General features: G+C 40.0%; 15 protein-coding genes. 13 read left to right on the plus strand and 2 right to left on the minus strand.

What is annotated here, in order from left to right:
- Position 1 precedes the first annotated feature (1 nt).
- The 6 genes from G7074_RS15630 (at position 2) to G7074_RS15655 (ending at position 18,215) form a co-directional block, all read left to right on the plus strand.
- On the plus strand, positions 2-2,719 hold the full coding sequence (locus G7074_RS15630; protein WP_166209568.1) for a hypothetical protein: 2,718 nt from the start codon (positions 2-4) through the stop codon (positions 2,717-2,719).
- A 1,238-nt stretch (positions 2,720-3,957) separates the two neighbouring features.
- On the plus strand, positions 3,958-4,437 hold the full coding sequence (locus G7074_RS15635; RefSeq protein ID WP_166209571.1) for a hypothetical protein: 480 nt from the start codon (positions 3,958-3,960) through the stop codon (positions 4,435-4,437).
- Between the two features lie 368 nt (positions 4,438-4,805).
- Positions 4,806-5,834 (plus strand): hypothetical protein, encoded by a 1,029-nt coding sequence (locus tag G7074_RS15640; protein ID WP_166209574.1) that lies wholly within the window; start codon positions 4,806-4,808, stop codon positions 5,832-5,834.
- A 19-nt stretch (positions 5,835-5,853) separates the two neighbouring features.
- A complete protein-coding gene (locus G7074_RS15645; protein WP_166209577.1) occupies positions 5,854-11,754 on the plus strand; it encodes a hypothetical protein in 5,901 nt (1,966 codons plus the stop codon).
- Positions 11,755-11,767: 13 nt separating this feature from the next.
- On the plus strand, positions 11,768-17,326 hold the full coding sequence (locus G7074_RS15650; protein ID WP_166209580.1) for a hypothetical protein: 5,559 nt from the start codon (positions 11,768-11,770) through the stop codon (positions 17,324-17,326).
- A 190-nt stretch (positions 17,327-17,516) separates the two neighbouring features.
- Entirely contained in the window at positions 17,517-18,215 is a 699-nt protein-coding gene (locus G7074_RS15655; protein ID WP_166209583.1) for a hypothetical protein, read from the plus strand.
- Positions 18,216-19,180: 965 nt separating this feature from the next.
- Here the strand turns inward: G7074_RS15655 and G7074_RS15660 are convergent.
- Entirely contained in the window at positions 19,181-19,888 is a 708-nt protein-coding gene (locus tag G7074_RS15660) for a S24 family peptidase (protein WP_199748406.1), read from the minus strand.
- 262 nt (positions 19,889-20,150) lie between these two features.
- On the opposite strand from G7074_RS15660, the gene G7074_RS15665 reads away from it, so the two are divergent.
- The 7 genes from G7074_RS15665 to G7074_RS15695 all read left to right on the plus strand — a co-directional run bounded on the left by G7074_RS15665 (position 20,151) and on the right by G7074_RS15695 (position 25,458).
- Positions 20,151-22,214 carry a hypothetical protein gene (locus G7074_RS15665; protein ID WP_166209586.1) on the plus strand — a complete coding sequence of 688 codons (2,064 nt, stop codon included), beginning with the start codon at positions 20,151-20,153 and terminating at the stop codon, positions 22,212-22,214.
- Positions 22,215-22,216: 2 nt separating this feature from the next.
- Entirely contained in the window at positions 22,217-23,083 is an 867-nt protein-coding gene (locus tag G7074_RS15670) for an AAA family ATPase (protein WP_199748405.1), read from the plus strand.
- Positions 23,084-23,707: a hypothetical protein gene (locus G7074_RS15675; RefSeq protein ID WP_124561766.1), complete on the plus strand. Its 624-nt coding sequence runs from the start codon at positions 23,084-23,086 to the stop codon at positions 23,705-23,707. It abuts the gene before it with no gap.
- 4 nt (positions 23,708-23,711) lie between these two features.
- Positions 23,712-24,077 carry a hypothetical protein gene (locus G7074_RS15680; protein ID WP_166209589.1) on the plus strand — a complete coding sequence of 122 codons (366 nt, stop codon included), beginning with the start codon at positions 23,712-23,714 and terminating at the stop codon, positions 24,075-24,077.
- A gap of 2 nt (positions 24,078-24,079) precedes the next feature.
- The gene (locus tag G7074_RS15685) at positions 24,080-24,280 is read left to right on the plus strand and encodes a hypothetical protein (RefSeq protein WP_124561764.1); all 201 of its coding nucleotides are present in this window, start codon (positions 24,080-24,082) and stop codon (positions 24,278-24,280) included.
- A gap of 45 nt (positions 24,281-24,325) precedes the next feature.
- Positions 24,326-24,976 carry a DUF3164 family protein gene (locus G7074_RS15690; protein ID WP_124561763.1) on the plus strand — a complete coding sequence of 217 codons (651 nt, stop codon included), beginning with the start codon at positions 24,326-24,328 and terminating at the stop codon, positions 24,974-24,976.
- 302 nt (positions 24,977-25,278) lie between these two features.
- Positions 25,279-25,458: a hypothetical protein gene (locus tag G7074_RS15695; RefSeq protein WP_025143062.1), complete on the plus strand. Its 180-nt coding sequence runs from the start codon at positions 25,279-25,281 to the stop codon at positions 25,456-25,458.
- Between the two features lie 98 nt (positions 25,459-25,556).
- Here G7074_RS15695 and G7074_RS15700 read toward each other — a convergent pair whose 3' ends face one another.
- Positions 25,557-26,045 (minus strand): hypothetical protein, encoded by a 489-nt coding sequence (locus G7074_RS15700; RefSeq protein WP_166209592.1) that lies wholly within the window; start codon positions 26,043-26,045, stop codon positions 25,557-25,559.
- Positions 26,046-26,099: the final 54 nt, after the last annotated feature.

Raw genomic sequence — 26,099 nt, forward strand, 5'->3', positions numbered from 1 at the left:
TATGAAACTCCAACTCATCTATCAGGAAATCGCCAGTGGGGCTACCAAGGGAGCCTATCTTACTGGTAGCCCCAAGCAATGGTTTGCAGAGATTTCGACATGGGCTATTGATCCCTTATCTATTGAGCTTTATCTGGTTCCCCAGGGCGTTTCAGAACGCAGTTGTAGCGGGATACTTGTGGTTTTTAAAGCGGAGGTACCGCGGCTCAATAAGCTGCGGTTTCCATTAACCCAGGCTGCAGAAGGTTTTTATATTCCACTCCATGCCCGGCTTTTTCCTGCTGTTACCGAGGGTGAAATAGATTCGATTCGCCTTTGGCCAATCCAACTGTTTCATCCCACCATCGGATTAGTTGGTTTTGAACTTAACGATGCAAAATCTTTAAAGGATTTAATCACAAAAATAAGCCCTGAAAAGGTTGAATGGCTTACCGAGATCCCCGTTGCAGCAGAATCACCAAGGCTAAAGGCGATTTCAGTAATGCAAGCAGAGACTGAAAATGTGATGGATGGGCTAAAGGAGTTGATGGGCATCCGGCCACTTTCGGAAATACGGGATTTAAAAGACGACAAATCAGGTCAATCTTCTTTTAGTAAATTACCCAAACCCCTGATGGATTTAGCCTTATGGATCCTACTGGTTTTCGCTTTTATCGGTAAATATATATTAAAGCTAATCTCGTTTTTTCTTCCAAAATCTGATCTGTTTTCAAATCCTAATCAGGCGACTGGGTTTCTTCAGCAATTAGAATCCTGGATTAACCAAAAAATGGAGTCCATTGAAAAGCAGCGTGATACTGAATTAAACAGGCTGGTCAAACTTTTTGATAAGGATAAAGATATGGCTTTGCAGTACGCTATTCCTTTGAATAGCCCGTACCTTAACCGCGGCACCGCCCCTCGGACTGCAAAACTTACTAGAAGGAGTCTAAACCTGAACATTCGGGGTTTTGGTTCGGGAATAGCGAGCGATGCCTGGGATTTAGGGAATTATCATTGGGTATTGCAGCAGCGCTATGAAAAAACTGCAGCAGAGTTAATTGCATCGGGGGATTTTAAAAAGGCTGCGTATGTCTATGCTCACTTGCTTGGGGATCTTTTCCGCTCAGCACAAACCTTGCAGCAGGGCAGGCACTACCGCGAGGCCGCTGCAATTTTCAAGGATCACCTGAATAACAAAAATCAGGCTGCTGAATGTTTAACAAGTGGCGGCCTGTTGACAGAGGCTATTGCTTTGTATGTGGAAATGGAAAATTATGAGAAAGCAGGGGACTTGCATAAGCAGATCGGCCAGCACGATAAAGCCGTTAAATATTATGAAGATGTGGTTCGCAAATCGCTCGGTGCACGTGATCATCTGAAGGCATCGAGAATAATCGAGCTAAAAATTGGAGATCAGCAAAGAAGCCAGCAGGTGTTACTGAATGGATGGAAAGATAATAACCAGTCATATAAATGCCTTAAACAATATTTCGAAAACATCATAACAGTGGGGGAACCCCTTCAGCCAGAAATCAGGCAGGTGTTTGAAAAACATGTCAGCAAAGGCAAAAGTACGAGTTACCTAAACATCATTGCAGATGTAACCCAGCACAGCACGGATGATCTGCTCAAGGCTGAAGCCCTTGATCTTTGCTATACAATCGTTGCTGAGCAGATGAGTTACGGAGATTATAGTGGGCTAAAGCTAATGCCTCGTTTTATGCCGGATGACAGCATGATCATTAACGATGTATCCAGGTATGCGGTGAACAATCGAAATGAGGTTAAATTTCAAAAAGCAGATTATTACATCCAACTTGCCCGAGATATCCAGTGGGAAGATTTTTGTGCTTACCACGACCAGCTTATAGGTATCGGTATCAAAGATAAAAACCTACATCTGCTCAGGATGAGCTGGGAAGGGGAAGAAGAATATTCCTATTTATTCAGAGCTGAAGGGGAGGCGATATACACGCTGACAAGCGATCCTGGTTTATCCGCTGATATCTTGATTAACGGGCCCGGAATATTTGGTCAAAACCAAAAATTACCATCCAGCACTGCATTTGAACGGGAGGCAAACTTACACCAGCTCGACTGGCTTAGTTCCAGTGTCTTTGCCGTAGCTGTCAATTCTACTTTAGGAATGGTAACCTGCATGGTCACCCACTGTGAAGATATCCGGTTAAATACCTATGAAATAAATGGCCGGCCATTGACTTCAGTCGCTTGTCTCGTAGATGAAAGCTTTAATGTATCGGAGCTATCGCCAGCTTTCTCCAAAATGTATAAAAGAAAAGACCACTATTATTTCATGGGAAGGAATATGATTGTTAGGGTTGAGCACAGTGGTATTATGGAAGTCATGGCGCTGGAGCATGTTGTATGGACGTTTTCGATAAGCGGGGTACATGCTGCCCTTAAGATAGCCGTTCTCACAGAGGAAGGTTGCCTTATTGTCGTCCCTAAGCTCACAGAAATGGTTATCGGTACCTCGTATTTTGCGCAGGGACTCGGTGCACATATGGTGCAATTACTGCCCGATAATCACGTGGTACTGGCAACGCCCAAAAAAGCCCATGTATATGATATTAGTGGCAAAAGAGCAGAACTTTTATTTGAGTTGATAACGGATAATGATATTGTCCAGATTTTAAATGTGCCTAAACGCAATCATTTCGCTTTATTGGAAGCGGATAACAGAATTTCAGTTCATATAATTTCAAATGAGCAGTGAAAGTTAAAAGTCTAATCTCAAATAGCGTTAGTGGATATAGCCTAATGTGCTTAAGGGTCAGTAGCTTCCCATGTAAAAAATGATTATAGAAATAATTATTGATTTAACTCCTATGATATGAACTATTTAAATAAATATGGACATACTTTAGGGCTTATTACTGTAATTTCATTCTTAATGATTTGTGTAGCCTGAGATAAAATCGGTGCATTTACTTTTATGATGCTATTGTTGTATCCATTGGTCATTGCGGATGGATCTGCAAATATATTTTTCTTGACCTGTCCGCCGGTATAGTGATATTGGTGGATTTTTTTTATCTGTTTGCGAACTATTTTTTTGTCTTTTTATATTATCAGATCTGCAATTAAGAAAAAAATGCAACATGGGCTAAAAATGCCTGAAAATTAGTACTCGGCCACCTTAGCTCACATCTAGGTCACATCACTAAAATTTAGAAAATACCCACTTTTAGGTATTGATTGACAGTGTTTTGTTAATTACATTAGTTTAACCGAATCTAATCAAACGATCATTGAGAATGAAAACAACAAAAACTGCCGTTGACTTCGTTGATAAAACTGTTTCATTGGTGAAGTATACTATTCAATGGTCAGCTGAAAAAAAAGACTACAATATGTTCCGCCTTGTACACGGGCTTTATGTAATCTTAACTCCTTCTGTCTTCCAGATATTCTCTGGATCCAAATCTGAAGTGAAGCACAGTCATCGTTTTAGGTGCTCACGCAGATCATTGCCTATTTTCCTAGCTGATCCTTCCCCATAATAAGCACTAGTCACAGCGCCATGATTCAACTTAAATTAATTATATACTATTATAATAGGGTCAGTACAATAGAATCATTATCGAGAGATAGTAATTTGGCACAAACAGAAATTTCTATCGAATGATGGTGAGAGAGTTAGAACTTTGATACCCTTGAGGTAGTAATCGATATATTGAAACTCAAAGTAGGTCAAAGTAGTATGGCTAACTTTAATGCAGCGCTTCATTATTTCATTTTAGAGCTAGATTTTTTTAAAAGAAGATACTTTGCCAATTCACTAAGGTGTCAGCCATATTGAATATCATTTAATAATATTGACAAGAGTCTTCGTTTTGCAGTGAGAATGAAGTCCATTGCACAAAATTCTGACAATTTATCAATGCTTTATTCCCATCTCGGGATGTTATACATTTTTTGTCTTGTAGATCAATCTTAAATAATAATCTCATTATGAATAACAAACCAATTGCCTATCTTATCTTAAGTTTATTATCAATCGGAGTTGCTGCATATTTATATGGTGTATGGATAGCCTGTAGCATTTCATGGGCACCTAGAGATACCCCTGTTAGTATCAATTCATTTCTGTCTAGTGTGGTTTCTAGCATTGCTGCCGTATTAGCGACCAATCTAGGTGCTGTATTGGGGATTTCTATAACTAAGCCTCAATCTCCATTCGGTAAGTTAAAGAATTGGACGTCCTTTAGTCTTTTAGCTAACGACGGGGCAACTATATTTCAAATAATTGCCTGTTTTGTGTACGTTCTTTCTCTTCTCGCGGCAGCGATTGTTTGGGTTCATACTGGTTTCGAAACTGAAAGTACTAAAATCATATCGTTAATTCCCGAGATGACGAAATCACTAGTAGGGGTAATTATAGGGGTTATGGCAATTTCTCTTAACGTTAAACCATTGGCAAATAAAGCCTAAATATGCATTGGAGTACTGCTTTCCAATTTTTTAAATAACTGTTTTTAGATTTTACCAAAAGCATTTTCTGTGTTAACCAATCATTCAATGGATTTAGAAAGGCTACGATTACTTCACATCTTTCCAAAATAGTGACTCTTAATTGAATATTAAGATCGCGATTGGACAAAATGCTGCATTAATATTTATTACAGCCTTATAGTCTGAAGAGTATATCATATCTAAGCTAAATACTTGTAGTATATTAAAGTAAAGGAAATGGTGTGGCAAAGCAGAATTTGCGGCGCCCTGAGCGGTCAACTTAAAAGTAAAATTTTAAGGTTTTTGGTAGTGTAAATCCGGTAAGGTACTCGTTAAAATCTATAGAAATGAAACTAAATCAAAACACTTTTTTTTTACAGTTCATCGGTGGGATTGTATTGCTGTGTGCAAGTTGTGCTAAGCCACTGCAGCGGAATTCATTTACTATTAATGATATCATGCCCGCTGGAGTATGGAAAACCTTGGAAAGTTCTTCACAATACATGCGGCCGATTAAACCGGGAAGTATCATACACTTGGACTGTTTTACAGCTACACAGCCGTACGGCCACTCCAGCTTGATGCCGTTACACTACACATTCGATATCCCAGTAAGAATGATCGATACGGAAATAAAAGGCAAAGACGGCAATGTTCTCGGAAAGCTTAAAAATTATGAAAAGGATTTCTTATTGGCTTACCTCGCAACAAATACAAAAGCCGCTTTCGGAGCTATTCCTCCGGATTCAGCACTTGTTAATTTATGGAACTTCTTGATGAAAAATTTATGGTTAACAAAGGGAACGATTAATAGTCCTTTATCAAAAGTGAGTGTTGACTACACTAACCTAGAAAATGATTTGTTGAAGCAGGATCCAACCTTCAGGAACCAATTACGTGGTTTGGGGCAATGGCAGGCAGTGATTATACCACGGGCTATTTATAAAGATCATAGGGGATTTTTCGACAAACAATTAACTGGGAATAATCCCAATGCAGTTTTTTACGAGCCGCTCGACAGCGACCGTTTTTTTTCATACGTTTCATTTACAGTATTTGTAGATGGGGCGTTCTATAATCAAAATCAATCTACAGAAGAGTTACGCACCTGGTCTATATTTGATTGGCTACACTCAGGTATACCCATTTATGAGAGCAATAAGGGAAAAAAGATAAAAATTATAACTTTTAAAAAGAACAGTGGCCGCTATAAAATAGTTCCGGCGGGTACAGTCCCTGGAAGGCAAGTCAACTATAAGATATCGAGCGACCTCCTGTTGATTGGCAACGGTGATCGAAAAACGATTCTTGAAGAAGATCTTACAAATATTTTCCCACCTTCTGTGAAGCGTCTGGTGTTTCGGAAAGTAAAATAATAATATCTAAACTATTGATATGGAAGCGATTATTTTTGGTTATAAATTGCAATTGGAAGATGGAAAAGATGCGAAACTTTTCTGGGGTAGGGAAAAGGTTGCCAGTATTCTGTTAAAAGGTAATAGCCTTAAAGTCAGCTTTGTTGCTGATGCTAGTCATGTGGCAACAGGAGGGACATTTTCTTTTTCAATTAAATCTGGAACGCAATTCTCCTACGACATCGTTTCTCGCAACGGTTCTTATACGGGACAATTTTCCGTCGAAATATTTAACAATACGATAAATAACATTACTCCTGCCATATCTCAAGCTGGTGAGCTGTTGTTTGGCATTGAGATCAACGATGCGCTAAATAAATTTATTTATGACGAGACGATCAATAGCTATTTTCAGGGTTATGGAACCATCGGTCTTAATAATGTAATCGATAAGATTCGTTCGACTGCTTTTACTATTGATCTCAGTAAGGAGGGAGTGGACCTATTTGTTGCAGCGGATCAGTACTATCAAATACGCGACAGGATCAATATTAAAACTGGGCCCGTTGGCGGTAGTGAAGCATTGGAGTTTGGACAAATCATGTCTATCGACAGGATTAGGCTTCATAGTGAAGGCGGATCTGAGTTGTTTGTAGTCCCGGAATATAAATACGTTCCTGTTTTTCCCGATGTACTGAGCATTAATCAGGACATGACGGCCAGTAAAAGTGAACTGCAGATCAAATACCAGTTTGCCTTGGCGAACGGTATATTCTCCTTCGAAAAAATGCCTGGAAAAAAAGGTATAATATCATGGGTTAGCTCGCTGTTTTCCGATGAGCGTCCTTTGTTGATGATGCCCAACCTATCAGATAGTAATAGTTATCCGACTGCGTTGAAAACTGCTACAGATAAATTCAGGCTTGTTTTCAGGGAAGGTCTATTTTCGTTATTTGATCCTACTCCGATAAATCGATTTGAAAAAACCATCCGCGGTCTCTCCATTGAAGAAGTTACCGGCGCTACGCTTCATGAACTAGCATACGAAACGATCGACTGGGAACGCAAGGAACGCCAACTCTATGGTGTTAAACTGAAAAGTTCGAATACCACTGAAGCACTGGTATCTCCGTTTTGGTTGCCTGCCAATGGAATCGTAGTTGTGCAGGAATCCTCGCCCAGCAATATTCATAGCCTTGTAAAAGGGGGCTGGCTGGAATCGAAAAATAAATCTTTGACTACGCTTTTGAAATGTTCTTTAAAGGCAGAGGCTATAGATTTGGGAGGTGAAGATATTTATCATGTAATGACGATTGAACTGGATCCCGCTGATTGGGATCTCTATTCTCAATATGAAGAAAGAGAAAGTTATTTAACAGGGATCCTAGCTGCAAACGGTGTGTATAATATCGATAGTCGCAAATTTGCAACACAGCATACCGGACCACTAGTATTACCGGCCACCGACTATTTACTGGGTGTAGCTAATATTGCTGATCCTGCTGGTAAGAGCGGAGCTAAAATTCCCAAAGTAATACAGGAGAAAATAAAAAAGCTTAACGATGCGTTTTCAAATTTTAGCGCCGATGCGGTAGGACAGGAGCATATTCAGGGTTTTCTGCGTGAATATAATGGATTGACAAAGAAGATAAGTATCGATACTATTTTTCAATACCCCCCATCCAAAGCCAATACGATAAACGATACATTATCGATACCAATTCAATTGAAACCAGCTGCCGTTGATTTTAAACATGGGAATGTCCGACACGTGCCTGCGGCGACTGGGATACCACTTACAACAGTAGTTGTTAATCGGATGGATCCCGTTTCGGCGCAACGTTTGGCTGACCAATTGCATCATCTCTGGAACGACCATCTCCTCCTTGCGGAAAATGCATCGGATGCCGGCTTGCGCAATGCCGCGGTTGCAATACATAAAGTGCGCATTTACCTCGAAAATCTTTCGAGCGAACAGAATATTGCTACACTCCGTGTTCAGACCAGGAACGGCGTTTATTACCGATTGAAACTGAATACACTCGCCCCCAGTCCCGAAAACAAGCTGGCTTTATTACACCGTGTTAAGACTTTGGTGAAAGGAAACTTCAATGCAATCCCTGGGCTGGGAAAACGCTTGAAAACAGTGCAGCAGCAAGTCGAAGACCTTACCATTGCAGCATTCACCACACTTTGGGATCAAGGTTGGAACAAACTGGCGACTGAGGAGGATAAAATAATATATGCTCTTTTAGATACGGTTTATAAGCAATTTGATCGTAGCGTGATCAACAAGCTTCTGGAAATACTTTTAAGTACTCAGACAGCACTGGATGAAATTCGTCTACAGGTGAAGATCATTTTTGATCACCTCAAACTAACTCCGGCTGAAATTGAAGCATTCAAAAATAAAGTTGAAGAAGAGGTTACCACGGTGCTCAGCAATGTGATACAGGGCTTGGATCCCTATGTTGAGAAGTTGCGTGAAATATGGGATAACGCGACAGCGGGCTGCAATGATGTACCGATGTCAGAAATGAAAGCTTTGTATGGTGAACGTTTTGGAGTAAACACTATCAATGGTATACTGAAAGATCTTAAAAGTGGCAATTCCTCAATAGAGCAAAATGCAAAACGGGTAATAAACTGTCTGGAAAGAAAACTGAAGCAGGAAATAAAAAACAAATTACTTGAGGAATGGAATCAATTGGCAGCTAAACCCTGGAATGATATCGAGGGTTGGCTAAGCGAAACATTCGAGGCCTATCAGGAAGATATCTGGAATTTCTACAGTTTTATTTTAAAAGTTGAAGCAACAAAAAGCAAACTCGAAGGATACCTTGTTTTAGTGAGAAAGGCAAGTAAGGTGAAAAATGCGGCAGAACTGATTGCATTGCGAAGCGAGCCGGGTTTTAAAGAATTATATGATGAAGCTTCTATCATCATTCAAAAAGAATATGGGGATGAGCTGCAAAGGCTACAGGTTATTACACAGGCGAAGTTTGAAGAACTTGTGAATAAACACTGGGAAAAGATTCTGTTTGTAGCGGATGCTGTGGAAAAGCTGATCGATGAGTATAACTTTTGGAAGGACATTATTCCAAAACTGAAGGTAGCAATTGAAGATTTAAAGTTTACCATCACAGGTTTTATTACTGGTCTTAATGATGATAACAAACGCCGCGCCATGTTGCGCATCCTGGTGTTTTACCTTCTTGAAAAATACCAGGTAAATATATCGCTTCCCGACTTGCGGATAGACCCGCCTCAGTATATCATTTACAGCAAGCATCTTTCTTTCAACACCAGCCCGGCATTTAAAAAACAGATGGAAGATTTGCTGAAGAAATTACACCTTCAGCAACTGGTACTTTGCAAATTAGGTTCAGGCAAGCAATGGGATCATTCGTTTAGCGAATCTTCAGTGTATATCCTGAAACTGGGGAACGATATGAACCTACCTGCCATTCTGAGGGAAGTAAATTCCAGTAACAAGAAGCCAGGACTAAAATATGGGCCATTTAATGATGAGAAACCCAGCAATAATGCCGATAGCCCCCTGGAGGAATTGATCAAAGATCTGCATCCGGATATGCTTGATGCGAGATGGCGGGGCATATTCATTTATAAGCCATTTGCTGATATACGAAATGATGCACTGTTGCGAGACTTGGTTGGTAAATCCAGTTTACAAATGGCCTACTCGGCAATTGGCGGCACCTCGCCTGGAAGTAGCGCAGGGCAGTTGGATGTACCGTTTAACATTTACGCCCGGGTAAAAGAAAATGCGGAAAAAATGGACATAGAACTGGGAAGTGGTGATGATCGTCCTGATTCGGAACTCACACTAGTCAAGTTCGATGCTTTGATAAAAAATACTACTCTTGAATCGGGAGAAGCTTTGTTGCGTCTAGATTTTAGAAATGTTTTCAGTAAGGAATATCCAAAAGATGCCGAGCATATTATGATCCGCGGCTCACTTCCCTCGAAAATAGAAGGGGTTGATACGCCGCGTGACTTCGAGTTCGGGGTTACTTTTCACCCTGAAAAAGAGTTGAAAGATTTACCAGGTTTTATGGACAGTTTACAGCTGCGGGGCATAAAGGCCACCCGACAGGCGGGCCGATCGGTGCTGGAAATTGACGCAATACTAAATTTTAAAGAATTTGATGTAGTTGTAAAGGTCAAAAAACTTGCCCTGAAGAATTTTTACATCATACTTCCTAGCTCTGATAATGGCACTGAAAACCCTGCTGGAAAACCCAGGGGAGTCAATTTCGACATCGGTGCAGTCGAGTTCATTATTGATGCACCAAGACCGATCAATTTTTCGGGCATTGAACTTCTTCCAAAAGGAATTGGCTATATAAAAAGCTATGTAGGAAAACTAGCGGATGATTTTGATGCCCCTGTTATTTGGATAGCTAACAGACCCTCCAAAGATAATTCCATTATGTACTTCAAGCTAGATGTACAGATGGGCAAGTTGCCTTCGTTGGGAGGAGTGAATGCAAAGGACCTTCGCCTGGAAGGCGTGATTGGTATCAAAGTTAAAAACAGTGTTCCCAATGGAAAGCCTTTCTTCGGCCTTACAGGTCTGAGTGCAAAAGAAATCTCGATCGACCTATTCCGTTTTATATCCATCTATATTAATGAATTGCTCGTTAGAAATGCAAAGATTGGTGTAGCACCGAACGAAACAAAAGTGACATTCATCGGAGCAAAAAAGATAGACCTGAAAATACTGGACTGGTCTCCACTGGGCAAGAATGCTGACTTTAGTTTGGCGTTTTTTCATAATGATCCGAAAGATGCGACCGAAGCTGCCAAATCCCCTAGAACAGGGATGATTGCCGCATACAGCAATAAGAACGGTACAGATATTGGTATTATCAAACTCTATTGGATATTGCTGGCCAACAATCTGCAATTTGATCCAAAGTTACTCAACGGTCTTCTGTCTCCACCCAATGTAGATGCAAGCCCAGTTAACGAAATAATGAATCGCGTATTCAAGGGTATACAGGATGATAGCCAGACATCATTTAAAGATATCTCATTCACGTCTAGCACCAGTTGGTTATTCGGTGCGTCGTTCTCTATTGCAGGCATTCTTGATCGTTGCAGTTTTGTTTTACATGATCAATATTATTATGGTGTCATGCTAAGTTCAACAGAGCTATGGTTCAAAGAGTTGTTTGGCGTTGATGCACTTTCGCTTGCTTATATTCCTGGGAAAACAAAACAACTCGATCGCTTTCGCATTGAGATGGGCCTTCCATTGCTCGACTTGCTTGGCCCCCTACAAGCTGGTCTTGTGGCACTAGAGTACGGACTCAACCGCGACTTCCTGATCGATTTCGGTTTTCCGTGGAAAGATGGTAATCATTATTTATGGCATCGTACGTTCAGCTTTGCCGCAGGAATTTATGAAACAAGGTTTGGTTTCTATTTTGAAAAACGTACGGATATTACCCCGGACAGCAGTAAGTCCATTACCATTGGTGCCGGGGTGGCTTTTTCTTACGGTTATAAAGTTGGTGCACGTAATCCTGTTGCATGGGCTGAGGCAGGTATATCCGTAACTGTTATCTTGATGGGATCGGTCACGTTTAAATTTGCAAATGGTGGTAGTGCAATCACACAGTTGAAAGGCACGCTAGAAAAAATAGAAGTGATTGGTGTAATCGGTATTTACGCTTATGCAAGGGGTGGCATCAATTATTGGGTACTTTCCGCTGAGATACGCGCAGAAGTAGTAGCAGCATTGGCGGGGCATCTGATTTATATGCCCAAAGGCAATAGCTCACTCACGTTTGCAGCTACATTAAGTGTTCGCTATTCGGCTTCCTGTCGGGTACGATGCGGCTTTACAAGCTTTACATTCCGGGTATCCGGAAGCCTGGGATACGGAGTACATGGAAGAATTGGTTTAAACTAAATAATAAGACAATATGCCCGATAAAATATTTTACGTCATCGATAATTTTTGTCCTACATCGTACTACGATCAGTCGTTCATTAAAAATGATATGTTCTATGTGATTGTAAATACTTATATTATCAATACAGATAATTTTAAGGAATGCCCATTGCTGGCAGATTACCTCGATCCTGCAACACAGTTGAGCAGCTATACTTGGGAATATTTGGGTAATAACGCCGCCGCCGCAGTAGAGATACAGAAAGACCCTTCCTGCCTGGTACCGGTACCGCCACCAATAAACATACCATTCTCTTTTTCTTTCAATGCCACTACGCTAGATAATAAACTGGGTTACGAGTTTTCATCTGCCAAAGATATCATTGAATGGATTAGGCAAAGTAATAGTTCGCTGGTAGTAAGTCTGTTAACGAGAAAAACGGGAATCAATTACTTCAACTATATCACCTTTCCCCAGTTAATTACGTTGAATAAATGGCTCACCGCCTTGCTTACCGAAATATTTCGTAAAGAACCCGCCAACATAATTGACGCATTGGAAAGGAAAATCTATGATTGCTTATGGACAGGTATTGATGCCAATAAGTTTCGGGAGAATTTTTTGGAATTGATCGAGAAGGAACAGGGCGGTATCACATCGAAGGCAAAATTACCGTTAGGTATTACTGATTTTTATCTGACCAAGTATTGTAACCTACTTGTTGCCGAAAATGTAAAGACGGATTCATCATTTGCGCCAGATCCCTTGAAGTTGGAGCCAGAGGCGCTTGACTTATTAATTAAAACACCGGCAGAGGCAAAGGCAGAATTAGGTGACGAGAAAAATTATCGAAAAATTCTTTGCCAAAAAATATCTACCGAAAAGAAAGACCCTTCGAAGCTGGCCGAGCGACTGCAATTTTATTATGGAGCCGGTGAGCGGGTTCGAGCGAATGGTGCTGTGACTATATCCATGATGATGATAAAGGATATAGATACACCATCCGGCATGCAGTTGAACACTGATGGAACTCCGACGGGGTGGATTGAAACCAATGCATATTCTTTTTGTGGACAGGTAGCAGCAATTCCTCTAGCGGAAGTTAGGGATGGTGCATTTACCAATTCATTTACGATCAATGCCGGTGGCATGAAGTTATTGGATATGCTTACACCAAAAGACAGAAAAGAATATTTTGAATCCATCAGAGCTCACTTGCATAATATCGATAATAACGATCATACTAAACTGAAAAGGAGCCTTTCGTTGCCAGCAACATATTCAGTAGATCAAATAACGCGTATACAGGAGAAAACCAATTATTATCCGGTAAATGCATTGTTAGAACATAATTTTAAACCCTACACGGTAGTGTTTGATCAAGATCAGTTTGCAACTGCCATTAAGATGCCGGAAGCATTGCTTGATACACTAGTAGATAAACCCAAAGTCAGTTACCAGGATACTAGTACGGACACAGCATTTATTAAGCTTAATCCACAGCGGATGTTACTTCGGGAAGAGGATCTGTTTAAGGACGACAGAACGAATGCGGTGAAACTGATTTCAATGGAAAATAGTGTAGCGCTTAATCAGTTTCGGCCGGCCATCATATTGAGCGTACTGGTCAAGAAAGTTAAGCTTCCGCAGGAACAAAAAGAGGTGTATAAAATTTCGCGTAAAGCATATGTGCCCATTACAAATACAGATCCAGCAGCTAAAGAGGTTTTGATGGAGTTGAAAGAACTACGAGAGCTTCTATATGCACCCGATAACAGTTTGCGTAAGGATGATTTTGCGTTCCGTGTACGTAAGCTCAAACCAAAAGCTGATATCGTGCTTAAGGATATCTGGACGGATGGAAAAATCGATGACGACGAGATGATTGAACTTTACGCAGATGGGCTCAAAACATTATTTGAAGACGGAAATTCGAAAGGAATAAAAGATACAGTAGAGGCTGATTTGGTCATCATCCCGATTGTTGCGAATATATCCAACATGTTTAAACATGGTTTCAATTTATTGTTGCACAAAGATCCGGGACAGAAGGTATTTATAGCTCTAGACAAACATTATCAATTTAGATTTAATGTTTCGATCAATGGCTTTTCACGTTCGATGCAACTAAAGTTGGATAAAGATGGGTTCGTAAATTCAGGTTTAGGAAATGTGGAGCCGCTGCTCTTCGACTATAGTAATTTCAACAAGTTTCGAATATCATTGATGAACGGTGAGGAATTGAAGCTTAATACGAATGATGCATTGTTTCCTGTTGGTGAAAATAATCCAGATAAACTTCCGACAAACTTTTACTACCGCACTACACACCGTTTTGCAGAGGAAGTGAGTGCTAAAAGCACGGATGATGCCCAAGAAAACCGTTATAAACTTTATCGTCTGAATGCAAACGCACTTTCATTGAAAGCCAAAATTGAGAACCAGTATGCCTTCAGGTTGGCTGTGGAACAGAATGGTATACATTTTCCTTACAGTAACCCTATCAGGAATATCGGTGATCTTAAAACGACCAAGGTGGAGGATGAACTGGTATCTGTCATTCCGTTGCTACGCTATGCGGTCTCTGACAAAAATGACCAGATTATTCTTATTCTCAATAAAAAATACTTAAAGGGATTGCTCCGTAACATTAAGGATCAAGATGAAGCGCAGATGACCGTTTATCGAAATCTTTACGAAGCGTTTTTTGATGCGATCAATAACCAATGCCTATTGTGCATCGAACTTTGGAATTTTAATAACATGCTTCATACCCTCGACGACGAATATGCCGCGCATCCGGAATCCTCGAATGAATGGCCTTCGTTGATGAAACATCTGGAAAAAGTAAAAACAGTATCATTTCCGGTTAATTTCACAAACATGCTTACGCCCTTCAATAAATCGACCTTTGCCGGTTTTAAAAAAGCTGTTGAGGAATATACTGATGGGACAGATGAATATACGGAGAAAATTAATCTATCCAGTTCACTCAGTGCCGAGATATTAAAAACAAACCTTCTACGATTGGGGCTCTCCATTGTACGGGCAGAAGATAAAACAATACGAGTCCAGTTCAATAATGGGGTACCGGTAGCCAGTGACTTGCGACCATTTCCTTTAGGTAGTGAGGATGAGCTGGGCAGCGATTTCGCATTTGGCCGAATAGAAGAACCCAGAAAAGCACTGGAGGCTTATCTGGATACGATAAATATGGGCAACCCCCTGTTCAATTCATTTACCTATATCTGTTCCAATTGGTATGATGATAATAAACCAGCGGCAGGTACAGGGGCCGATAAACGAAAGAACATAAAGGAACTACTGGGTGAAACAACTTCATTTATATGGATTCCCAAAGGATCGGCACCAAATACCACCGATATGCTTTTGTATTATGTTCCTTATTCTTTCCGTCCGCTACAGGTGCATTCAAAGTTGATCGATCTTAAAACGACTATCGGCTTTTCTGAGTACCTACTGCGCATCCTGGTTTGGTTGGCATACCCAGAGAAACAGAAGGAAAATCCTGAAAATTTCCTAGTCGATATAAACGTGCTAAACGATATGGAAAAACTTTTTAAAATAAAACTGCAGGCGCGCGATAAAATCCTCCCCGCAATAGCCTCAAAGCTGGCAGCGTTGCTTACTTATGTCGACAACCGTCCGCTCGCTTCAACCGATGCACATTATAAACTGGTAACCGACATCACCAACCGCCTGCAGGATAGTATTTTAAAAGCATTTCGATCGGTGCTTATTGAAGATCCGATGAAATATATTACTGCTAAAGGGTTTGGACTTGGACTTTTTTCGGGTGTAAGCACAAAACACATCAATACACCAATCGGTCTGCCACGTGACGGAGAAATGCAGGATCTTTATATGCTGCAACTGATTAAGGATATCCGGAAGCCATTGCCGCAGAATAGCGGAACCCCATTAAAAGGGAGTGATACTACCCGCATTAATTTTAAAGCATTTCTTGACAATACATCGGCAGGAATAACCGAGAGGTATTTTATAGAAAATCTTGAAGATGCGTTGTATGATAATGAGTTCCAGATCATGGAAGCCAGTAATGCCATTTCAGAACCTTTCGACGCTTCACAGGTACGTACTGCCGAAGATATGCTTGAGAATACTAACCGCTTCAACGAGCAGGTTCCTACTGGAAATGCCGCAAAATTTGCGGTGGCACATTATTGCCCGGATTGGAGGACTGATGAAGATGAGAAATTCTATTTGCTGCCATCACGTACACCACCTTCTATCCCGGTGCCGTATATTCCGACTCAGCCCATGATGAGAAGGGAGGAAAAAGGCGATTGGAAAAGATTGGTGATGGATAGGTCTGGGGAACTTTCTCTTGATTTTGGAACGCAAAAAGTAATTTTTGAACATCCGGCTCATAAGAACTGGCTCACTTATAATAAGGACATAGTCAACATTGAAAAAAAATATAGTGATCGTTGGGATATATTCATCAATACCTACGACTATATTGTAGATCCTGATGAAGAGGGTGATCTTTCCAACGACCTGTTCGAAATATTCCTGGCACATGTTAATGAATCCTCGATGCCTTTGAAGAGAACTGCTTTCACGCTTACGGATATACCGGAAACCATGTTGTTTAAACAGTTTGAAAAATATGTCCGCAAGAAAGATGAGCCTATCAGTGCCTTGGACCTGGAGAAATTGGTCCCCCTTGATGGCACTATAGGTGAAATTGAAAGCCTGTTGAATGAATTGCTTGTCGCGGGTATTGGTGATGACAGCGGAAGCACGGCAGATGTACAACTGCGTAAAAAAACTAATGATACCTTTGAATTGATTATCAATCCTAATTTCGCTCTACGAGAAAGGGTATTGAGCGCTGAAGTATTCCGGGTAAAAGGTGAACCAGATCATAAGCCGGTTAAACACCTTATACGAATAAAGATATTGGGCGATCCATGGTCCCATTATCGATGCCGGCTTCGTGTGAGACGAAATATGCGGGATGTAGCTGGTGATGGACGTTTTGATATTAATCCTGCATTTGTTATCAATTCTGCTTATTCTACCTGGACGGATTACGGCATACAGTCATTACACTACGATTATCTCGCCGATGTAGGAAACGCCGAAGACTGGGATCCTGCGCTGAAATACCTTGCGCCTACTACATTGAGTTACAAGGAGTATGTGGCCATGATCAAAAATGTGCAAGCGGGTAATCCTATCCAATTCGGAATGCTATTGCTGGAACATCTTAATATACATAATAAACTATTTAAATTGACGGAGATGGTTCGTAAAGAGAGGTTGTTTAACGCATATGTCGAAGAAAAAATCCGGTCTGCGACTCCTCAGTTGTTTCATAAAAGTAAACAAGTGGATTCGATCTTGGCCTATAAAAAGATGGCAACGGATAGTCTGGCCAAATCTGGTGTGACCAAGATTGCTGCCGATATGATCAATACATTCAGAGTGGTGCCACATACCATTCGTTCACACGAGCCAATTATACACTATTTCTGGTATAGTATTGAAGACTCTACGAAAGTGGTATTTACCCTCTCGTTAAAACTAAAGCTAAAATAGCAATGGTGTTTTTACAAATTATAAGCTGTATAAAATGATTAAAGTCAATCAATATACGAATTCATAGATCTTTAGTACGAATAGGTTTTTTGACTGTTAGATAAAATAGGCGTGAATTTTTACCAAATCTCGTCAATCAACAGATTCAAAATAAAATCTAAAACTATTTCATAATCTTAAACATTTTAAAATGAAAAAAATTAGTAAGAGAACTCTAAAAGCTTACCCGGACAATGCCTATATATTGGACCAGAAAAACAGAATCACGTCTATAGAGACTGGCTTGCTTGTCACGGGTGATGATAACTGGTTGCTGGTAAAAAAAGATTCAAATAATTCGCTGATTTCTATTCCGAAATACTGTAGGGTTAAAAATGTGACAATCAGTAGTGGACGAGAAAAATTTACTATTGTTGACTGGCCCTATGCCAATGTTGCTTGTAGTGTCACTGCACTGCCGGATAATACATCAAGATTCGGCAATGTGTCATACAATTCAGGTGCTGTTCTTGTGTACGATTATGCAAGTCTTACATTGACAGCAAATCCTGGTAACATTATAGTAAAGGCAGGTTTTGATGTTGCCAATCCATTGCCTAATGGCGATTATTATCTGTCACTTGCAGATGCGCCACACAGTGCTGGCACAGGGTATCTTGACAAGACGAAATTTGCTCTTACTTGGTTTTTTATTAATGATAGTGACACGCTGAATAGGTATTTTCATACTGGTAGTGTGAGCTTGGGCTGCCTGACTGTTGGTGTCAATGGAACAGATGCAGATATCCGCAGGTGGTCAGATCTTGCTGATTTGATGTCCAGGCAAAGAATGGGGGCATCCAGTTTATATTCCGGTAAGCTGACTGTAAAAAACCGTCCGGGTGGATAGTTCTTGTTTCCAACCACATAAACTGGCAAAAACTGTTTGTGAAGGTGCAACAGGTAAAATGGGTCTTCAACAGAAAGTTCTATAAATTTATTCTGAGCAGCATATTTACCCTTGCGCCGATGTTTTTGCCAGGTATAATTACCACAGGATATGCCGAATGTAAACTTACGTTTGTAGAAGACAATTGGAGATTGGGTCTTACGGCTTGCGGAAAATAAATTTCTATAAATATTATTTAAGTCAACTGTACCTTTCCCTCTGAAGAAAAACAGGCTCCGACCTCAAATTTCCTTCCACCAGAAAACAATCCCAATCATCGAGTTCAAAGACAATACCTAAAGCTTTCACAAGATCAGCAAAGCATAAACAGGAAAGCAAAGCTAAATATCCCTCCAAAAGAAGCCCTGAAACGCTCAAATCCCATTCGACAGATCAAAGATTACATCAAGTAGCATCTGAACCTATAAACGATAAAATAACATGTGCAACCTAAGCTTGCAATAAAATTGAGAAAGCTGCATATTATAACTTTGAACTGTGTTTTTTGCTTAAACTATAATCAATCAGAAAATAACCAATTGTGCAATTTTAGTCGAACGGGCCTTAGTACCAAGGTTTGACTTTGATGACAGGGTTAGGTTGTAAATACCTTTATTGCTGCTTAACTCGATTTTAAACTTTGTTTTTCGCCTATAGAGCCCCTTATGAGTGTTTTTTTAAAACTTAACTTTTAGCTAAATATTTAGATAGGGTTACCTTTAGGGTTACATATAGGGCTACAATTTAACAGATTTATGGCCGTTTCCCAGGTGCTATATAGCCTTTAAGTAGTTAAAATATCCACATTTTAAGGCGATTGTATACCCCAAATTACCTCATTTTTACGGGGTAATTTATTGTTTAATATCTTGTTTATTAGTGTTTTATTTGTTTTTGTGTTTGTTGGTGGTGTGTGGGGAAATAATCTAAGACATATTGTTTATTCTGATGCTTGCCTTTACTAAAGCAATACTTGAAACCCCTGCAATTCTGATATCCTTGGCTTGGTGATTAGAGTTTTGGCTAACTAGTTTGATGTAGTCATCACCCTTATCTGATTTTTGGATGTACTTTACTGTTACCATCTCATCGCCATCAAAGGAATAAGACAAGAGATACATCTCGCCCCAAAAAATATTTTCAACAAAGTTTTGGATCACCTTGTAAATTACAATATCGCCTGATTTTAACAGCGGGTACATGCTGTCCCCAACTATACTGATAGCGCCGTCACATTTAGGTAGGTTGGGTATTTTGATTCGATCTAAGACGTTAGCTTTTTCATTAAAGACCGAAGTTAAGCCTGCTGCTGCCTGGAAGTCATACAGCGGAATTTCCTGTAATTCTTGTTTAATGTCTGTTCGCATCAAATATTTCTTATTAAGTATAGCAACTTGTTCGTTTGCGGGAGCGTGTGTGTCTTTCATCATTAAGCCAGTTCCGGTAATTAACCATTCTAGATTTATATCCTTATATTTTGAGTAAAATTTCTCAACAGTATCCATCGTTAGCCCACTGCTTTTATCTAAAACCCCATTGGAAATGCCTGTTTCAGTATAAAATTTGTTTTTGCTAACTCCTTTTATTTCAAGGTACTGCATGATGCGCTCCTTCTGAATTGAGATATTTTTCATTATTTATTTTTTAAACTGAGATATTTATCTATACATTTGCTTTCGTATTAAAAGCAATAAGAGCAATGAACAAAAATAGTCAAAATCGTAATACATACAATACCGTAGTGATCTCCGAATTATCGTCTAGACATGGATTTACTAAGATTTTTATCAGACAATGCCTCAAGGGCGATAGGAATAGCCTTTCCGCTGATACAATCAGGAGAGAGTATAAACAACTTGTAAAAAAAGTAGAAAGTGCATTAAACCACTAATATTTATGTATAAGGCTCCATACGAATTATTTAACAATCAATACGGGGTGCGCTTGAGCTACATTGTAAGTGATGTAGATAAGCGTAATGCCGAGAGTGTCGCTTTATTTAGTTACAGTGCTTACAAACTACGGTCTCATCGAAATGAAGGGTTCAGAATTAAAGAGGGAAGGGGTTTAGGGAATGAAGCTCTGATAAATTTCTCCAAGCTACCGGTTCAGGAACAAAATGTGTTGATCGAAAAATGGGGCGATCCGGCTAAAACGACAAAGCATCATCAGTTTAAGGACTTTATTACACCGGATGCTGCAGCACTTAGTTTTTTTAGTGCCTATCGCCTTGCCGACGGCCGGTCATTGCCGAAAGAGGTTATTTTGAATTACACTACTCATGCTTCCATTTTAAATGCCTGCCACATCATTATCAGCAATAACAGTGCAAGACGTAAAGCAATGGGTGGCGTAAAGGCCAATATCTGGGGGAAACTGGCAGAGTGTGTATTTAATTTGGATAAAAAAGAATTTGGCCATTCACTGCCACCTAACTATCGCCGTTTACAGGAAAAATTTAGAAAGTATAAAAAAGAGGGGTATACAGCTTTAATACATCGAGGGTTTTGCAATGATAATAGTAGAAAAGTAACTGTAGATGTAGAACGCTTGATCCTAAGTTTATATATCGCACAAAATAAGCCTTATGTTGGCGATGTAAGTAACGATTACCTGCGTTTTTTGGCAGGGGATATCGATATTATTGATTTTCAGACAGGGGAGGTTTTTGATCGCAACCAGTTCTGTGAAAACGGGCAGCCGATAACCTTGAGTGAAGCCACTGTCTGGAATTATATCAATGAACCTGGCAACAGGATTATTGTAGATAAGTTTAGAAGCGATAGTCTCACATTCAATAGTACGCATCGCCCACATCACCATAGGCACGCACCAAACTATTCTTTCAGTAAAATATCAATGGATGACCGTGATTTACCACGGAAAATGCCTAATGGCAATCGGGTTAAAGCATATTATGCTTATGATATTACCAGTGGGTGTGTAATTGGCGCGGCTTACAGCCAAACTAAGGATAAGGCATTGTTTATCGATTGCATGCGCAATATGTTTCATTTTCTTGACCGAAACGGCTATGGGATGCCAATGCAGGTTGAGGTTGAGCATCACCTGGTTAATACTTTCAAAGAGGATTTAATGCAGGCAGGGGTAATTTTTCCATTTGTGCGCTGGTGCAATCCAGGCAATTCGCAGGAAAAATGGGCTGAAACAGGCAACCGAATTAAGAAGTATGGCTATGAAAAGCGCTACCAGGATGGTATCGGGCGTTTTTATTCGCGCCTGGAAGCAAATAAAACCAAAAGTGAGAAAATATTCGATGCCCAGAACAATAACTATAAGGAGAAAACATATTCCTATCAGGTTCTTACTGCCGATGACGAGGAAATTATTGAAAAATACAATAATGCCCTGCATCCAAATCAAAAGAAGTACAAAGGTTTAACACGCGCCGAAGTATTGGCTATGTATGTAAACCCGGAACTGGCTCAAGTAGACCGTGCACTCCTGCTACGTTACATTGGTAATGTTGCAACCACAAGTATTCGCAGAAGCCAGTATGTACAGGTGCAATACGCTAAATACAGTTTGCCTGATCCTAAAGTTATGCTACGTCTGCTACCTAACAATTATGAAGTTAAGGCATATTATCTCCCAAACGAGTTTGGCGAAACTGACAGTGTTTACCTCTATCAAAATGAGGTATTTATCTGCAGATGTGAGAAAATAAGCGCTTACAATACTGCAAATGCAGAGTGGTCAGAAGAAGACCCCTTAAGTTATTCAAAGCAGGCGCACTATGTAACCAAATTCGACAGCATGGTTAAACAAAAAAAAGCCGGTTTGTCAAGGCTTAAGGTTGTCGAAAACACCAATTACTATGCCCAGGGCGAAGTGGAGGTTTCTCTTGAAAGTGCCTTGCAGCCCAATGAGCGGTTTGATTTGCCAGAAGATTACCATTACGAAGATTACAACAGAATGAATGCTATTAACGCACTATAAATATGACACCTGAAAACATTAAAACCAAAATTGTTGCAGCCATAGGGCTGCAGCGAACGAAATTTGTGAGCGATGCCTCACAAGCGGTGGCCTTAGGCATAAATGCTGCACAGCTTAACCGCTTAAAAAAAGGGGATACACAAAATGTACTAAGTCATGGGAAATGGATTAGTATAGCCCGAAAACTTGATGTGCAATTAACTGATGCTCCGGCATGGGTGACTGCAAAAACCAATGTTTACCACTTTGTATATACCCAGTTAGAAACTTGCCAGAATAATTCACTCTCAGGAATATTATGTGACATGGCGGATATAGGAAAAACCTATGCCGCCCGTCAATATGTTAAAGAACACCAGAACGCGATATATGTGGACTGTGCCCAGGTAAAAAGCAGGCAGAAATTAATTCGTCATGTGGCCAGGGAGTTTGGGGTAAACCATACCTGCAGATATACAGATGTATACGACGATTTAGTCTATTACCTGCGTAGTGTTGAAAAACCAATCATTGTACTCGATGAGGCCGGTGACCTGGATTACTCTGCTTTTTTGGAGCTGAAAGCGCTCTGGAATGCAACTGAGCGATTCTGCGCCTGGTATATGATGGGAGCTGAGGGGCTGGAAGCCAAAATAACCAGGAATAAAGACCTGAAAAAAGTTGGCTATACCGAAATATTTAGCCGCTTCGGCAATAAGTACCAACAGGTAGTGCCCCACGGAAAAGAAGCCCGAGAAGATTTTATTAAACACCAGGCGGCTTTGGTAGCTAAAGCAAACGGAGCAACCGATATGCAGAAAATTTATGCCCGGACAGAAGGGAGCCTGCGTCGGGTATTTACTGAGGTTCAAAAATTAAAATTGGTATAAATGAATTTGAAAAGAGCTTTAAGTGGTGCTGAAGTTAAGACCATGAAATTTAAAACAATGGATTTTACCGGTGGCTGGTTAGATCTATTAGGTAAGCCTGAGCCTGCGGGGTGCTGGCTGGTATGGGGTAACTCGTTTAATGGTAAAACACGCTTTGTACTTACCCTTTGTAAATACCTTACTGCTTTCGGAAAAGTAGCTTACGATAGTTTGGAAGAAGGTTTTTGTAAAGATATGCAGGATGCATTAAGCGATGTAGGCATGGAGGATGTTAAAAACCGGTTTCAGTTTTTAGGAAAAGAAAGCATTCCAGATTTGACTACAAGACTTGAAAAGCCCAAAAGCGCTGCCATTGTGGTTATAGATAGTTTGCAGTATTCAGACCTTAACCTAAGGTCATATAAAGAATTACGCTCCAAATTTCCCAAAAAACTTTTCATTATCATCAGTCATGCCGATGGTAAAGAACCTGAAGGGAGAGTGGCCAAGAAAATTAAATATGATGCCGCTAAAAAAATCAGAATAGAAGGTTACCGTGCTTTTTCTCAGGTACGGGGAAAAGGATCGGCGCATTATGATATATGGCCGGCGGAGGCTGCAAGGTATTGGAACGAACTAACTTAAAAAAATGAAGGATTTTAACCAGCATATCAAAGAAATGTCGCAGCACTTTAATTTAAATAAAGAGGAAGTTACCAATCTGTTTCTGGATTTAGCAGATGAATTTTTGATGGACTATTCTGGTAATGCAAATGCTGCGAAAGTTTGGAAGGCAACACCAGAGTTTTGGCAGTGGTGGCAGCAGATCTGGCTAAATAGAGACAGCATGATCTTGAAGCGATATCCCCAAAGATTAACCGGTAAGAAGACCCTAAATCTTTATCTGATATGGCATAGCTCCAAATACACTGCAATGAAACCAAGCAAGGCGGTTTATGACGCCTTTATACAGATCATAAAACAAAATGAAATTTTACTTAACGAACTAATATAGCTATGGAACTAGGACAAATTGAAAAACTATTAAAATATTACAATAACAGCGAAATAAGGGTTGTTAACGATATGCATCCACATTTTAATGCGGTTGGGGACGTGATTGGTGGTGAAGAAACCGGGCTTAAAGTCAAACGTTTCGATACCCAGCAAACCTTCTTCGTTCAGGCAGCTGATATTAAAATAACCAAAAGAAAGTAGACCCTAATAGATCATAAAGAATAATTACGCCATAAAATAGAGAATATGCAAAACAGATCAATCAACATTAACGAATTAAGTACCCTTGAACTGGAAAAATTACTTGCCGAGAAGAAGAAAGCTGAAAAACAACAACGCATGGCTGAAAAAGCCATTTATGAGAAGCATAAGGACGGCACAATCGAATTGCTTTGGGAGGAGGCGAATGAGCTGGCGCTGGCAACAGCCAGATTTAAAAATAAACTGCATACCGTTATGGATTTGCAGGCCGAGAAGCTGAATCAATATGGCGGTATAAGAGGCAATAGCAAGGGTGGGTTTGCAATTGTACACAGCAATGGCTCTAAAAATATTACCAGGCGCAGGGATACTGATCGTTTTTGGGATGAACGCGCAACAAAAGCTGTTGGATTAATTAAAGATTTTTTAAGCGATACCGTTAAGAAAAGAGATGCCCAGCTCCATGATATTTTAATGAGCTTTTTGGAAAGAAATGTAAAAGGTGATTTAGAATACGCCAAAGTCATGGACTTACTCAAGCATGAGGATAAATTTAATGACGTGCGCTGGGTCAGCGGCTTACAGCTGATTAAAGAAAGTTACAGCCAATCCTTTAAAGCCTTCGGTTACGAATTCAAGAAACGAAACCAAAGTGGCAAATGGGAGAGTTTGAGCCTTAATTTTTCTAGTCTCTAATTTCTTGCATATGCTACAAAGCACTGCCGAGGGATTAGTTGACACCGGCGCTGCATACTAAGTTTTAGAAAGCAAGTATTTCAGTGTTAATAGTTATAAATACTGCTGATAAACAATGTTTTAAAGCAGATGTGAGTTGGTGTATCGGGTAATTAGCCGATAAATTAAATTATCGGCTAATTACCCGATAAAAAAGTGAAAAATCAATCTTAATAAAATCAGGCTATGCCTCAAAAAAAAGCTTACACCTGGTAAGCATCCTATAGAACGACTAAAATAAATTACATTTAATTAAATACACCATGGCAAAACAGCAATTTAAACTACGTAACCAGGACGTCAAAACTTATTTTGACGATTTGTGCAGAAAGTATCCCGAGTGGCGATTAGACGCTCTAGAAGAGAAAACTGCACAACGGTTTTACATCAGTCCGCGTACAGTTAGGGCAATCTTAAAGGGCGAAGGTAATTACGCCCTTTAAGCCTTGCTTAAATAAGTTTTAAACGATGTTAAGGGATGTGTCATCAGTACTACTAACGCCTCTAAGCTTGCTTAAAACTTATTTTTAATGCTGCAAATTTATTCTATTGTGATTTTTTGCGGTGTGTATTTCGAGGTTGTTACCTGATAAAATACGGTCGAAAAAGTAAGCTTATCAATCGAAATACCCATAACGCCAGCTTCCTCATCCTCAACAACATTTTCTTCTGCCAGTTGTTGCAGCGCTTTAAAAGTATCGCCCTTTAAAAATTGTAGTTGCGCTGCAATGCGATCAATCAAATCTATTTCTGCCAACCCATCACTATTTCCCATCGTACCGGAAATATGGTCCGCAAACCCATCCCTGGTGTATAGCTTTATTTCAATTGTAGCTGCGGCTTCCTGCCGCTGTTCAACCATGGTAGACCATTGTATGGGTAAAATTTTAATCAGGCAACCTGTATAGTATTGCGTGTAATTTTCGTTGCCCGGGCCAAACTGTTTGCGATGCAAATCAACATATTCAATACCCGTTATGGCTGTAAGTTTATCTTTTACAGCCAAAAATAATTCTTTGCGTGGTGTCATTCTCTTAATCTTTTTTTAATTGTTAAACGCAAAGCCATGTAGGGGCTCCTTTTT

Source organism: Pedobacter sp. HDW13 (assembly GCF_011303555.1).
Taxonomy (GTDB): Bacteria; Bacteroidota; Bacteroidia; order Sphingobacteriales; family Sphingobacteriaceae; genus Pedobacter.